At 73.9% G+C, this 12,995-nt stretch carries 16 protein-coding genes; 7 read left to right on the forward strand and 9 right to left on the reverse strand.

Annotated features, from left to right (window positions below):
* Window positions 1-15 precede the first annotated feature (15 nt).
* Genes LN037_RS18595 through LN037_RS18605 form a run of 3 tightly spaced genes read right to left on the reverse strand, consistent with a single transcriptional unit; the run spans window position 16 to window position 2,006 of the window.
* Window positions 16-852, reverse strand: a complete 837-nt coding sequence (locus LN037_RS18595) for an SCO4651 family lipoprotein (RefSeq protein ID WP_230755344.1) — start codon at window positions 850-852, stop codon at window positions 16-18.
* A gap of 55 nt (window positions 853-907) precedes the next feature.
* On the reverse strand, window positions 908-1,480 hold the full coding sequence (locus LN037_RS18600) for a TetR family transcriptional regulator (protein WP_230755346.1): 573 nt from the start codon (window positions 1,478-1,480) through the stop codon (window positions 908-910).
* 40 nt (window positions 1,481-1,520) lie between these two features.
* Complete coding sequence (locus tag LN037_RS18605) at window positions 1,521-2,006, reverse strand: aminoacyl-tRNA deacylase (protein WP_230755348.1); 486 nt, start codon at window positions 2,004-2,006, stop codon at window positions 1,521-1,523.
* A gap of 126 nt (window positions 2,007-2,132) precedes the next feature.
* On the opposite strand from LN037_RS18605, the gene LN037_RS18610 reads away from it, so the two are divergent.
* Both LN037_RS18610 and rsrA read left to right on the forward strand, forming a co-directional pair.
* Window positions 2,133-2,924 (forward strand): sigma-70 family RNA polymerase sigma factor, encoded by a 792-nt coding sequence (locus LN037_RS18610; RefSeq protein ID WP_308286158.1) that lies wholly within the window; start codon window positions 2,133-2,135, stop codon window positions 2,922-2,924.
* On the forward strand, window positions 2,921-3,262 hold the full coding sequence (rsrA, locus tag LN037_RS18615) for a mycothiol system anti-sigma-R factor (RefSeq protein ID WP_230755350.1): 342 nt from the start codon (window positions 2,921-2,923) through the stop codon (window positions 3,260-3,262). The genes LN037_RS18610 and rsrA overlap by 4 nt, the downstream gene beginning before the upstream one ends.
* A 68-nt stretch (window positions 3,263-3,330) precedes the next feature.
* On the opposite strand, the gene LN037_RS34060 is transcribed toward rsrA, so the two are convergent.
* Window positions 3,331-3,405 carry a 50S ribosomal protein bL37 gene (locus LN037_RS34060; RefSeq protein WP_372460497.1) on the reverse strand — a complete coding sequence of 25 codons (75 nt, stop codon included), beginning with the start codon at window positions 3,403-3,405 and terminating at the stop codon, window positions 3,331-3,333.
* 54 nt (window positions 3,406-3,459) lie between these two features.
* Between LN037_RS34060 and LN037_RS18620 the strand changes: the two genes are divergently transcribed.
* Window positions 3,460-4,941 (forward strand): sensor histidine kinase, encoded by a 1,482-nt coding sequence (locus LN037_RS18620; protein WP_230755352.1) that lies wholly within the window; start codon window positions 3,460-3,462, stop codon window positions 4,939-4,941.
* A 219-nt stretch (window positions 4,942-5,160) separates the two neighbouring features.
* On the opposite strand, the gene LN037_RS18625 is transcribed toward LN037_RS18620, so the two are convergent.
* A complete protein-coding gene (locus LN037_RS18625; RefSeq protein ID WP_018333285.1) occupies window positions 5,161-5,409 on the reverse strand; it encodes a WhiB family transcriptional regulator in 249 nt (82 codons plus the stop codon).
* 608 nt (window positions 5,410-6,017) lie between these two features.
* On the reverse strand, window positions 6,018-6,938 hold the full coding sequence (locus LN037_RS18630; RefSeq protein ID WP_230755354.1) for a diacylglycerol/lipid kinase family protein: 921 nt from the start codon (window positions 6,936-6,938) through the stop codon (window positions 6,018-6,020).
* 87 nt (window positions 6,939-7,025) lie between these two features.
* Here LN037_RS18630 and LN037_RS18635 point away from each other — a divergent pair, with 87 nt between their 5' ends.
* Entirely contained in the window at window positions 7,026-7,382 is a 357-nt protein-coding gene (locus tag LN037_RS18635) for a hypothetical protein (RefSeq protein WP_230755356.1), read from the forward strand.
* Here the strand turns inward: LN037_RS18635 and LN037_RS33755 are convergent.
* Window positions 7,348-8,031: a TetR-type transcription factor C-terminal domain-containing protein gene (locus LN037_RS33755; protein ID WP_230755358.1), complete on the reverse strand. Its 684-nt coding sequence runs from the start codon at window positions 8,029-8,031 to the stop codon at window positions 7,348-7,350. The genes LN037_RS18635 and LN037_RS33755 overlap by 35 nt on opposite strands.
* Before the next feature lie 122 nt (window positions 8,032-8,153).
* Here LN037_RS33755 and LN037_RS18645 point away from each other — a divergent pair, with 122 nt between their 5' ends.
* Window positions 8,154-9,500: an MFS transporter gene (locus LN037_RS18645; protein ID WP_230755360.1), complete on the forward strand. Its 1,347-nt coding sequence runs from the start codon at window positions 8,154-8,156 to the stop codon at window positions 9,498-9,500.
* 37 nt (window positions 9,501-9,537) lie between these two features.
* On the opposite strand, the gene LN037_RS18650 is transcribed toward LN037_RS18645, so the two are convergent.
* Both LN037_RS18650 and sodN read right to left on the reverse strand, forming a co-directional pair.
* Window positions 9,538-10,176: an acid phosphatase gene (locus tag LN037_RS18650; protein ID WP_230755362.1), complete on the reverse strand. Its 639-nt coding sequence runs from the start codon at window positions 10,174-10,176 to the stop codon at window positions 9,538-9,540.
* 65 nt (window positions 10,177-10,241) lie between these two features.
* Complete coding sequence (sodN, locus tag LN037_RS18655; protein ID WP_255694456.1) at window positions 10,242-10,649, reverse strand: superoxide dismutase, Ni; 408 nt, start codon at window positions 10,647-10,649, stop codon at window positions 10,242-10,244.
* Window positions 10,650-10,762: 113 nt separating this feature from the next.
* Between sodN and LN037_RS18660 the strand changes: the two genes are divergently transcribed.
* Both LN037_RS18660 and LN037_RS18665 read left to right on the forward strand, forming a co-directional pair.
* Window positions 10,763-11,107 (forward strand): S26 family signal peptidase, encoded by a 345-nt coding sequence (locus LN037_RS18660; RefSeq protein ID WP_230755364.1) that lies wholly within the window; start codon window positions 10,763-10,765, stop codon window positions 11,105-11,107.
* Window positions 11,108-11,213: 106 nt separating this feature from the next.
* Window positions 11,214-12,842: a lytic transglycosylase domain-containing protein gene (locus tag LN037_RS18665; protein WP_230755366.1), complete on the forward strand. Its 1,629-nt coding sequence runs from the start codon at window positions 11,214-11,216 to the stop codon at window positions 12,840-12,842.
* The last annotated feature ends 153 nt before the right edge of the window (window positions 12,843-12,995 follow it).

Genomic DNA, 12,995 nt, shown 5'->3' on the forward strand with positions numbered 1-12,995 from the left:
GAAGTGGACATCTCGTCAGCCTCGTTGCGCCCGGAGCTCTCTGAACAGGTCGCGCACCATCTCCGTCGGCGGGGCCACGACGGTGGCCTGGGGGAGGAGGTCGGTCAGCGTCGTCGTGGTGGCGGCCTCGCCGGGCACGAGGGTCTCGGTCACCTGCCGGACCCGCCCCTCGGTGTCCAGCCACACGTCCACCGGCACGGCCGCCAGGCTCAGCTCCGTGCGCAGCCGGTCCAGCACCGGACCGAGGTCGGGCGCGGCCGTCCGCAGGGCGTCGAGGTCGACGGTGCCGCGCAGGTGCACGGTCGGGGTCTGGTCGATCGTCTCCGGCCCGACGACCACCACGTCGTCGCGGATCGCGCCGAGGATCGTCATGAGGTCGGCGGGGTTGCCGGTGATGCCGAAGCCGAGCTGGATCACGGTGTCGGCGAAGAGCCCGGTGTCGACGTCGTCGAGGGCCACCGCCACCCACTGCCGCCCGCGGGAGATGTCGTTGATGGCCCGCGGCGGGAGGGCGCCGAACGCGGTCCGGCCGACGGCGAGCGCGTCGACCCGCCCGAGGTCGCCGACGCGCAGCGCCGTCGAGGCGGTCCGGCCGCGGAAGTCGACGACGCCCGAGCCCGTCGTCGTGACGGAACGGTCGCGGGCCGGGCCGCTGGAGTCGACGCGCACCGTCGCGCCGTCCGCGGCGGCCGTCGCCCGGGCCGCGGTGCGGATCGACTCGGCGGCGCCCACGTCGGGCTGCCCCCCGGGACGGGCCGCCCGACCGGCCGCGGTGTCGTCCCGCCCGAGTCCCAGCGACGAGCAGCCCGAGAGCACGCCGAGCAGCACGAGGACGACGACGAACACCCGCATGCGGCCAGTAGACCGGCCGGGCGCCGCGTTCCCCGGCCGCATGCCCCGAAAGTGGTCAGACCAGGAGGGCGCCCCGCACCGCCCGTGCCAGGGCCTCCCGACGGCGGGCGTGGTCGGCCTCGGGATCCCCGGGCGCGGCGGCGATCACCGTGGCGGCCGGCGACCACGTCATCGACAGGGCGATGACCAGCGAGTACACGTCCGCGGGCGCGATCGACGGGTCGACGATCCCCTCGTCCTGGGCCTCCCGGACCGCGGCGTGCTTGCGGGCGACCTCGTCGACGACGTCGGTGAGCAGGTCGCCCGTGGGGACCCGTTCGAGGCGCGCCCACACGGCGAGCAGGATGACCGCGGGCCGCTCCAGGTACGCGTCGTAGAGCCGCACCGCGTAGCCGGGGAGGTCGCGCGCGTCGAACGGCACGAGGTCGACGATCAGGGCGAGGTGCTCGCGGAAGACGGCGTCGAACAGGCCGTCCTTCGAGTCGAACCACGCGTAGATCTGGGCCTTGTTCGCCTCGGCGGCCGCGGCGATCCGGTCCACCCGGGCCCCGGCGATCCCGCGGGCGGAGAACTCCGCCGCGGCCGCGTCGAGCAGGCGCCGTCGCGTCGCGCTCCCGTCCTTCGGCATCCTACGATCGTAACCAACCGGTCGGTCACGTGGGCGGAGGTCAGGGGGTGGCGATCGGAGCGGTCTCCGCACCCGCCGTCGTGACGAGGTCCGATGGTGCGAGCTCCATCTGCAGGCCGCGCTTCCCGGCGCTGCAGTAGATCGTGTTGAGGCCCAGCGCCGACTCGTCGACGACCAGCGGGAGGCGGGTCCGCGCGCCGAGCGGCGAGATGCCGCCCGCGACGGAGCCGGTGAGCCGCTCGGCGACCGCCACGTCGGCCATCACCGCCTTCTTGCCGCCCCGGGCCGCGGCGAGGGCCTTGAGGTCGAGCGACCCGGACACCGGCACCATCGCGAGGACCGGGGCGCCGTCGACCTCGGCGACGAGGGTCTTGAACACGCGAGCGTGGTCGAGGCCGAGCGCGTCGGCCGCCTCGGTGCCGTACGCGGCGACGCCCGGGGCCTCGTAGGCGTGCGTGCGCACGGTGACGCCGGCCTTCGCGAGGAGGGCGAGCGCGGGGGTGCCGGCGGCGGTTCGCTTGGCCACGGCGGCAGCCTAGGGCCCACGACGACGCGGTTCTCCTGTCACTGGACGACAGCAACGACGCTTTCCTGCCACGGCGGGTGGGGGAACACGGGACGGGCCCTCCGTGTTGGGACGGACATGCCAGCCATGACGATGGAGCGGACCCCGATCCGGCTCCACGCCCCCGACGAAGGGGGTGTCCGCACGCCCACCGGGGTAACCTCCCCGCGATCCGACGTCATCGTCGAGCGGTGGCGCGAAGGGAGTGCGGTGTCCGAGGCGGTCGAGCAGGCGGAGGTCGACGACCCGTCGACCGACGTGCAACAGGGCGGGTCCACTCCCGCCGACCTGGAGACCGAGACCGTCGCCGCGCGCGCCGAACGCTTCGAGCGCGACGTGATGCCGATGGTCGACCAGCTCTACGCGGCGGCGATGCGGATGACCCGCAACCCGCCGGACGCGGAGGACCTGGTCCAGGAGACGGTGCTCAAGGCGTACTCGTCGTTCACGTCGTTCAAGCCCGGGACGAACCTGAAGGCCTGGCTCTACCGCATCCTGACGAACTCCTACATCAACACGTATCGCAAGAAGCAGCGGCAGCCGCAGCAGAACTCCACGGACGAGATCACCGACTACCAGCTCTCGCAGTCCGCGGAGCACTCGTCGGCGGGTCTCCCCAGCGCCGAGGCCGAGGCGTTGGACCGGCTGCCCGACACCGACATCCGCGAGGCGCTGCAGGCCCTGCCCGACGACTTCCGCATGGCGGTCTACCTCGCCGACGTCGAGGGGTTCGCCTACAAGGAGATCGCGGAGATCATGGGCACCCCGATCGGCACCGTGATGTCGCGGCTGCACCGCGGCCGGCGGCAGCTGCGGGAGGCGCTGACCGACACCGCGCGCGATCGCGGATTCATCCGGGACGGGGTGAGCGAGGCATGAGCTGCGGCAACCACCACGAGACCGACTGCGACGAGGTCCTCGCCGAGGTCTGGCTGCTGCTCGACCACGAGTGCGACGCCGAGCGGGACGCGCAGCTGCGGCGGCACCTCGAGGAGTGCGGGCCCTGCCTGGCGCGCTACGGCCTCGAGGAGAAGGTCAAGACGTTGCTCGCCCGCACCTGCGGTGGGGAGCGCGCGCCGGACACGCTGCACCAGAAGCTGCGCGAGCGGATCCGCGCGACGGTGCTGGAGCAGGCGCAGATCAGCGTCGAGCGGACGCCGACCGGCACGGTCGTCGAGGTGAACTCGACCCGCGTCGAGACCCGTCGGCGCGGCTGAGGCACCGCCGGACACACGAAGGGCCCCCGGAAGAATCCGGGGGCCCTTCGTCGTGTCCGGCCACGGCCTCAGCTGTTCGGACGCTTGCCGTGGTTCGAGCCCTTCTTCTTGCGGTCCCGCTTCTGACGTGCACGCTTCGACATGAGGCGATTGTCCCACGCGCCGGTCCGGCGCCTCGCCGATGGTTGGATGAGCCCGTGAGCACGCTGAGCTTCCTGCTCGCCACGCACACGTCGCTGTCCGGTGACGAGGTGGCGCACCTGCAGCGGCTCGCCTCGGAGTGGCAGCTGCTCTCCGACCTGTCGTTCGCCGACTTCCTGCTCTGGGTGCCGGTCAGCGAGGCCGAGACGCCGTCGTTCGTGTGCGTCGCGCACAGCCGCCCGACGACCGCGCCGACCGCCCATCCCGACGACATGGTCGGCGGCACCGCGACCGTCGCGCAGCACCCGCAGCTGCTCCGGGCCCTGGCCGACACCACGATGCGCCGCGAGGAGCAGCCCCGGTGGCACCGCGGGCGCTCGATCCGCCGCGAGGTGGTGCCCGTGGGGTATGCGGGCCGGGTGATCGCGGTCCTGGGCCGGGACACGAACCTGGCGGCGCCCCGCGTCCCGTCGACCCTCGAGATCTCCTACCTCGCGGTGGCCGGTGACCTCTGCCAGATGATCGCCGACGGGACCTTCCCGACGGCGGAGGGCGTCGACGAGGGCCGCTCCTCGCCCCGCGTGGGCGACGGCCTGGTGCGGGTCAGCGCGGCCGGCACCGTCCTCTACGCCAGCCCGAACGCGCTCTCCGCCTTCCACCGGCTCGGGTGGGCCGACGAGCTGGTGGGTGCCGACCTGCCGCTCGTCGCCCGGAAGGTCTCGGCCGACCCGTTCGAGGGCGCCGAGGCCGTCTCGGTCCTGCGCGACGCGCTCGCCGGGACCCCGTCGCCGCGCACCGAGCTGGAGAGCCGCGGGGCGACCGCCGTGCTGCGCGCCCTGCCGCTGCGCCCGCGCGGGGTGCCGGGCGGCGCGCTGGTGCTGGTCCGCGACGTCACCGAGGTGCGGCGGCGCGACCGGGCGCTGATGAGCAAGGACGCGACGATCCGCGAGATCCACCACCGCGTGAAGAACAACCTGCAGACCGTCGCCGCGCTGCTGCGCCTGCAGGCCCGCCGGACCCGGCACGAGGAGGCGCGGTCGGCGCTGAACGAGTCGATGCGCCGGGTGGCCTCGATCGCGCTCGTGCACGAGTCGCTCGCGGCGTCGGTGGACGAGCGGGTCGACATCGACGAGGTGCTCGCCGGGGTGCTCCCGATGATGAACGACCTCGTCCGGCCCGGCGCCGGGGTGTCGATGACGCGGGAGGGCCGCGCCGGGGTACTGCCGGCGGTGATGGCGACCCCGCTCGTCCTGGTGGTCACCGAGCTCGTGTCCAACGCGTTGGAGCACGGCTTCCCCGAGGGCACGCCCGGCGCCGTGCGGATCGTCGCGACCCGCACCGCGAGCCGGCTGCAGATCGACGTCGTCGACGACGGGCGGGGCCTGCCCGACACCTTCTCCCTGGAGCGCGCGCCGGGCCTCGGCCTGCAGATCGTGCGCACGCTCGTCGACTCCGAGCTCGGCGGCACCCTCTCGCTGCGCCCCGAACCGGCGGGCGGCACCCGCGCGGAGCTGCAGATCCCACTCACGGGCCGGTAGGCGTCGTCGGGAAGGGGCTCCCGTGTCCCGTGAGGGGAGGATCGCCCCGCTCCAACCTCGTGAGGGGACCCCTCACGCGGTCGGGGCGGGCGGATCCTCCCCTCACGCGGAGGCCCCGGAACGAACGAAGGGCCCCTCCCGACGGGAGGGGCCCTTCAGCTCGGTACGTGCAGGGGGCGGACGCGTGGGGAGCGAGCGTCCGTCCCCGGAGCGGCCGGATCAGGCCTGGACGTCCATGCGCACGCCGTAGCGCTTCATGGCGCGGCGCTCGTCCTCGCTGGCACCGCCCCAGACGCCGGCGTCCTGGCCGGACTCGAGGGCCCAGGTCAGGCACTCGGACATCGCGGGGCAGCGGCGGCACACGGCCTTCGCCTGAGAGATCTGCGTCAGCGCCGGGCCGCTCGTCCCGATCGGGAAGAACAGTTCCGGGTCCTCGTCGCGGCAAGCAGCGTCGTTCCGCCAGTCCATCGTGCTGGTCTCCTCAGCTGGGTGCGACTCGGGGTTCGCACCGTGTTTGCGTCGTCGTGGGCGATTCCGTTCGGGGCGGAATGCCACGGAACCGGATCGCTCCGGCTCCTCCGTACCGTTCTCGTGTGCGGGGAGGTCCGACTCCTCCGGTCTCCGACCTGCGGCGTCCTTGCCGCCGGCCGGCCACCTGGTGGTGCCACCTCCCGTGCCCACCGGATCGCGGTGATCGCTCACCGTCTCCGGGGACCGGCCGTGCAGTTCTGCTCTCGCATTCCTGCCCGGCACTCGCGGGGGATGACCAAGAATCTGCAGGAGGAACGCGTCTGGATCGAGTCCCAAGCGGCTCGACGGGCTTGCGCGGGCGGTGAGTGGATATCGGCGGACCGTGACCGCGCCGTCACTGCGACGAGCGGGAAACGCGACACGACGAGGCGTCGACCCGGGCGTCGGGCGACGACGAGCGGTCGGTATGCTCCGCACCAGCATCCCTGCAGCCTCGTCCAGGGGCCGTGAGGTCCCCCGAAGGCCGGATCAAGCCACCGTTCGTCGGCTTATGGTCCACGCCCGCCGGAGCTCGCGTGACGCGGCTCACGACTGCTGGACGCCGCTCAGACGATGACGCGCAGGGCGTCCGGCACCGCCGCGAACTCGACGTCGCTGCGCCGGCCCAGGTGGTCGCCGTCGACCTGGAGGTTCACCGGCTCCTCCGAGGTGATCCGCAGCGCGGACACGTCGTCGCGCCGGACCACCGAGGAGAGGCCCCGGAAACCCTCGGGCCGCAGGATCTGCCGGACGGTGCGCGCGATGGTCGGCAACCCGAGGTTGCACATCGCGAAGAACCCCAGCCCGCCGTCGAACGAGCAGCCCGGGTTGGTGCGCACCGCGTTGCCGCCGAGGTAGGTCCACGGGTCGGTGTTCGAGACGACGGCCATCTTCGCGCCCTCGACCGGGTCCTCGCCGGGGATCTCGATCGTCAGCGACGGCGGGTTCGCGCGGGCCCGGGCCCAGCGGCGGATGGCGGTGTTCACGTAGCGGGTCGGGGTGACCTCCCGGCCGTCGCCGCGCGCCCGCTCCATGGCGGCGATGACGTCGGCGTCCCAGCCGAGGCCCGCGTTGAAGCTGAACCAGCGCTCGTCGGCCTTCCCGAGCCCCACCGTGCGGCTGCGACCCGCCGCGAGCGCGCCGAGGAGCTGGTGCGTGGCCTCCAGCGGGTCGCGGGGGGCGCCGAGGGCGCGGGCGAACACGTTGGCCGACCCGCCGGGCACCACACCGAGTGCCGGGACCCGGGGGTGCGGCCCGTCGACGAGCAGCCCGTTGAGGGCCTCGTTCACCGTGCCGTCGCCACCGAGCACCACGACCAGGTCGACGCCCTCGTCCTTCGCGCGGGAGGCCAGCTCCGCCGCGTGCCCGCGGTACCGGGTGGCCACCACCTCGAGCTTGAGCTCGCTCGCGAGGGCGTGGGCGATGACGTCGCGACCCGCTGCCGTGGTGGTGGTGGCCGAGGGATTGGCCACGAGCAGGGCGCGCACGGCACTCACCGTAGCCCCGCACGGTGCGTGGTTGGGCCGGGCGTGGGGCACGGAACGCGCACGCCCGCGACGCCTACGCTGGAGTACGTGCTGTCGACCTCGCCGCCCCGCTCCGTCGTGGTGGCCGCACTGGTCTGTGCGGCGCAGGGGGCAGCGCTGTTCGTCACCGGAGCCCTGCTCCTCGTGGTGCAGGGCACGCCGCAGGTGTGGGCGTTCGTGCTCCTGCTCGGCCTCGGGATCGGCGCGGCGGGCGTGGCGCTCGCCCGCGGCCACCGCGGCGCGCGTGGTCCCGTGGTCGTCGCGCAGCTGATCGGGCTCGGCGTGGCCTTCTACGCGGGCGTGACCTCCGACCGCCCGGACCTCGGCGTCCCCCTCGCGATCGTGTGCGTCGGCGTGCTGGCGGGCGTGCTCACCCGGGCCGGACGGGACTGGGCGGAGCAGTAGCCGGTAGCAGCCCACCGACGACGAGGTCGACGAGCGCGGCGGCCAGTGCCTCCACGTCCGCCTCGGGCTGGTCGGCCTGCGGCCGGAACCAGGTGTCGACGGCGTTGAGGCTGCACAGCAGCGTGCGCGTCGCGAGCCGCGGGTCGACCGGGCGCACGGATCCGTCGTCGAGACCCTCCTGCAGGACCGCGCGGAACATGTCCTCGTAGTCGGCGCGCAGCGAGCTCAGCTCCTGCAGGTCCTGCCGTTGGCGCGGTCGGAGGGCGGCGGACACCGTGCCGGCGACGCCCTGGTGGATGGCGTGGTGGTAGGCGAGGTCCTCCATGAGGTTCGCGAGGTGGGCCCGGGCCATGGCGGCCAGCCGCTCCGCGCCGCGGCCGTCCGCCCGGGACCACGGCTCGACGCGGGCCCGCACGCGCGCCATCCCCTCGGCGTAGACCGCGAGGAAGACGTCGAACTTCGAGCGGAAGTGGTAGTAGATCAGGCCCTTGGTCGCCCCGACCTCGCGCGCCAAATCGTCGATGGTCGTCCCGGCGTACCCGGCGCGCATGAACGCCTCGGCCGAGGCGTCGAGGATCCGGGCTCGGATGTCGGTCTCCGCCGTCGCCTCCACTGTCACATCGGTCGCCTCCTCCGGGTCGCCGGTCACGGCCCCATCGTCGTCCTTGGCTCGTCGGCATTGACAGCCGATGTGTGTCGGGTGTCATGATACTACGTAGTATTGCAGCTCAGAGGCCCAATCGAAGCCTCTTCCACGAGAACGGCACCGTCATGACCACGATGAGCGACGCGCTGCACGAGCGCGCCACCCGCCTGGCGATGCGCCGGCTGCTGCCGGTCCTGCTCGCCGCGTACTTCATGTCGTACGTCGACCGCACGAACGTCGCGCTCGCCAAGACCGACCTGGCGGCCGACGTCGGGATCGGGGCCGCCGCCTACGGCCTCGGTGCCGGGCTCTTCTTCCTCACCTACGCGCTCTTCGAGGTGCCGAGCAACCTCGTGCTCTACCGCGTCGGGGCCCGGATCTGGATCACGCGGATCGCCCTGACCTGGGGTGCGGTCTCGACCGCCATGATGTTCGTCCAGGGGCCGGTCTCCTACTACGTGCTGCGGCTGCTCCTCGGGGCCGCCGAGGCGGGTCTGTTCCCCGCGCTGATGTACCTGACGACCATCTGGTTCGCCCAGAAGCACCGGGTGACCGTCATCGGGATCATCTACGTCGCGCCGACGTTCGCGATGGTCGTCGGGGCGCCGCTCGGCGGGGCCCTCATGGAGCTCGAGGGGGTCGCCGGGTTGCAGGGCTGGCAGTGGCTCTTCCTGGTGGAGGGCCTCCTGACCATGGTCATCGGCGTCGTCGTCTGGCGCCTGCTGCCGAACCGTCCGTCCGACGCGTCGTGGTTGTCGGCCGACGAGGCGGAGGTCCTCAGCGCCCGCGCCGCCGGAGGAGCCCCGCACGCCACCCGTCTGCGCGGCAACCTGCGCGCCGCGTTCGGCCGCCCCTTCGTCGTGGTGCTCGCCCTGATCTACTTCCTCAACCAGACGGTGGCCTCCGGCATCGGCTTCAACCTGCCCGCCACCGTGAAGGCACTCGGGGTGTCCGACCCGTTCGACATCGGACTGATCGTCGGGGCCGGCGGCATCGCCGCGCTGGTGGGCGTCCTGTTCTTCCCGTTCCTGGCCCGGCGCCACGGCCACGAGGTGCGGCTGATCGGGATCTGCGCGGTGGCGGCGATGCTCGCCGTCGCCGGCTCGCTGCTCGCCTTCGGGACGCTCGCCGGGGTGCTGCTGCTCTTCGTGGCCGGCTTCTTCACCTACGGCACGCTGCCCCTGTTCTGGTCGGTCGCCACGTCCCGGATGGCGGGCATCGTCGCCGCGGCCGGGCTGGCGTTCATCAACACGATCGGTCTCGTCGGCGGCTTCGTCGGGCCGTTCGCCTTCGGTGCCATCGAGGAGGCGACGGGCGGGACCCGGGGCTCGTTCGTCATGATCACGGGCGTGGCGGTCCTCGGGGCCGCCCTCGTGCCGGTCCTCGCGCGGTGCCTGCGCCGCGAGCGGGTGGTCGAACCCCCGGCGGCGACGGCCCCGACTCCGGCGGACGACGAGCCGAGCCGGGTCTGACCGCTCCGGTCCTCCGCCCCGACGTCGGGACGGGGGATCAGTGGCGGTCGGCCGGCGGGGGAGGGGGCTCGGCCAGCCCGCCGGGCACGTTGAGCAGGTCGATGCGGTGCTCGCCGCGTTCGTGGCCGAGCACCGTCACCGACGCCGGGTCGAACGCGAAGCCCACCCCGGCCGAGGGCGGCAGCCCCAGGTAGCGGGCGACGAGCACCCGGGAGGCGTGGCCGTGCCCGACGAGGATGACGTCGCGCTCGGCGAGCTCGCGGTCGGCGTCGGCGATGACGCGGTCGATGCGCTCGGCGATCGCGGCGTCGGTCTCCCCGTGCGGCACCGGGTGGGTCCAGATGGTCCAGCCCGGGTCCTCGGTGCGGATGTCCGGAGTGGTGCGGCCCTCGTAGTCGCCGTAGTCCCACTCGACCAGGTCCTCGCGCACCTCGTCGACGGTGAGTCCGGCGAGGGACGCCGTGTCCCGGGCGCGCGTGCGGGGGCTGGACCAGACCACCGGCCCGGGCTGGGCGTCACCGCGCAGTGTGCGCAGCAGGTCGCCGGCGATGCGCGCCTGTTCCTCGCCGCGGGCGGTGAGCGGGAGGTCGGTGCGACCCGTGTGCTGACCGGAGCGCGACCACTCCGTCTCCCCGTGACGCAGGAGATACAGCCGTCCGACCGGGCTCTCGCCCATCACGACCTCCCTGAACACGACGACGCGCCCGCCCCGACGGGGACGGGCGCGCCGACTCGTGGGTCTCAGCCCTTCTTGGTCTCCCAGAAGATGTCCGAGATCTCGCCGATGTAGCCGAGCAGCTCGTCACCGGTCTTCGGGTCCGTGGAGCCCTTGGTCCCGGTGGCGCCGGCCGCCTTGGTGGCCTTGTTGAACAGCTCGTGGAGCTGCGGGTACTTCTCGAAGTGCGGCGGCTTGAAGTAGTCCGTCCACAGCACCCAGAGGTGGTGCTTCACCAGGTCGGAGCGCTCCTCCTTGATCTGGATGGCACGCTCCTTGAACTCCGGGTCGTCGGAGCCCTGGTACTTCTCCTGGATCGCCTTGACCGACTCGGCCTCGATCCGGGCCTGAGCCGGGTCGTACACGCCGCAGGGGAGGTCGCAGTGCGCGGTGGCCTCCAGGCGCGGACGGAGGATGCTCGCGAGCAGTCCCATGTCGCCTCCCATCTCCCCTCACCAGGGGGATTCACGGTGATCGTTCCGACCGCGGCCCAACCTACTCCGACCGCGGCCGGTGAGCAGGGGATGGGAGACGTGTGTTCGCGCTGGTGAGGCGTCTGCGGACGGCGTTTTCCGCGCTCGTCGCCGGGGTACCGCGGCGGGTCCTCGTCCGCGGCGGCTCGATGGCGCCGACGCTGCACGACGGCGACGTCGTCCTCGCCCTGCCCGCACGCCGGTCCCGGCCGGGCGACGTGGCCCTCGTGCGTTGGCCCGCGCGGCCCGGGCAGCTCTCGGTCAAGCGCCTCGCCCTTCCCGACGACGACGGGCGCTGGTTCGCCCTCGGCGACGCGGCGCTCGCGTCGACGGACTCCCGCACCCTCGGACCGGCCGAGGCGCTCGCCGTCGTGACCCACCGGCTCTGGCCGCACCCCGGGCGGCTGCCGCGCCGGTGATCTCGACCGGGTCACGATCGGGGGATATCCGGTCCGACCCGTTAGCGTCAGCGTGTCGCCCGGCGACAGTCCCTGTGACGGACATCCGGGGGGACGGGAGCGGCGCGTGGGTGACGAGCGGGGGCCGTGGATCGGCACGGCGTGGATGGTGTCCACGTCGGCGTCCGGGGGTCCGCGGCCGCGGGTGATGCTGACGTGGGCCGTCGGCGTCGTCCTCCTGCTCGGGGTGCTCGGCGCGGCCGGACCACGCACGATCAGCGCCGCGCTCCCGCTCCCGCCCGTCGACACCAGCGAGGTCGGGGCCACCGGCCGGGTCCCCGACGCCGGCCTCCCGCCCGCGCCGGCGGAGCTCCCGGGGGAGCCGCTGCTGCCGGGTGCGCCGCTGCCCGGCTCCGGCTCCGGCTCCGGGGTCCCCGAGACGATGCTCGCCGCCTACCGCGGCGCCGAGGCCTCGATGGGCGCCGCCGCCCCCGACTGCCACCTCTCCTGGGCCCTGGTCGCCGGCATCGGCAAGGTCGAGTCGAGCCACGCCTACGGCGGCTCGCTGTCCTCCGACGGCACCACGACGAGCCCGATCCTCGGCCCGCAGCTGGACGGCACGAACGGCAACGCCGCGATCACCGACTCCGACGGCGGCGCGCTCGACCACGACACGGTCTGGGACCGCGCCGTCGGCCCCACCCAGTTCATCCCCACCAGCTGGCGCACCTACGGCGCGGACGGCAACGGCGACGGCACGGCCGACCCCGACAACGCCTTCGACGCCGCCCTGGCCACGGGCCGCTACCTCTGCGCGGGCGGCACCGACCTCGCCACGGCCTCCGGGCGGCACGACGCGGTCTTCCGCTACAACCACTCCGAGTCCTACGTCGCCACCGTCCTGCGGTGGGCCGACGCGTACGCCTCCGGTGCCCTGCCGGTGCCCGACACCGAGGGTGGCATCCCCGACGCCACCCTCGCCTCGGGCTCGCCGACCCTCGCCGCCTTCCCGACGACGGGTGCGGGCGCGGCTCCCGCCGACGCCGGGTTGCTCGGCGGCAGCCCTGCTCCGGCCGCTCCGGGCGCCCCGGCGCCGTCGGCCGCGCCGGGTCTGCTGGACGGCACCCCGGTCGGGCCGTCGTCCTCCGCTGCGGCCGTGCCCGGCTCGCCGGCGGCGGCGCTCCCAGCCGCGACGCCCGACTCGGCTGCCCTGCCCGCTGCGCCCGCTCTGCCTGCCGCGCCGCCCGTGCCCGCCGCGCCCTCGTCGTCGGCCGGCTCCTCGCCGCGGCCCACCTCGTCGACCGGCACCTCGAGCGGCACACCGTCGAAGCCCACCCCGCCGGCCTCGTCGAGCAGCACCCCGCCGGCCTCCACCACCCCGTCGACCACGTCGACCACGCCGCCCGCGTCGACGACCACCACGCCGCCGAAGGCCACCCCCAGCGCGGCCGAGCGCTGCACGGCCTCGCTGCCCGCCGTCGCGAAGGCGTTCGGTGTGCCGGCCGCGGAGCTGAAGGCGGCGACGAGCCCGGGGCCGAAGACGGGTCAGCTGACCTGCACGGTGACGCGCGCCGGCAAGCCACTCGTCGTGGCGGTCGCGGCGACCACGGCCGATGCGCCGGCCCCGGTGGCCGGGGCAGGCGTCACGCGCAGCGTCGCCGGGGGACGGGTCGTGCTGACGGTGCCGACGACCGCGGACACCCCGCGGCCCGCCGCCACCGCTGCCCTGGCGAAGCTGGCCCCCGCCTGGGCCTGACCCGCGCAGCCGGCCGCAAGATCTCATCGCGCGGAGCGATGTGCTCGCTGAGCGCGCACGTCGCTCCGCAGGTCTCGATCGTGGTCAGGGACGAGTCCCGGCGGCACCGACCGGCGGCCGCGCAGCCGGCTGCACGATCTCGTCGCGCGGAGC

Origin of the sequence: Actinomycetospora soli (assembly GCF_021026295.1) — a bacterium.
GTDB lineage: Bacteria > Actinomycetota > Actinomycetes > Mycobacteriales > Pseudonocardiaceae > Actinomycetospora > Actinomycetospora soli.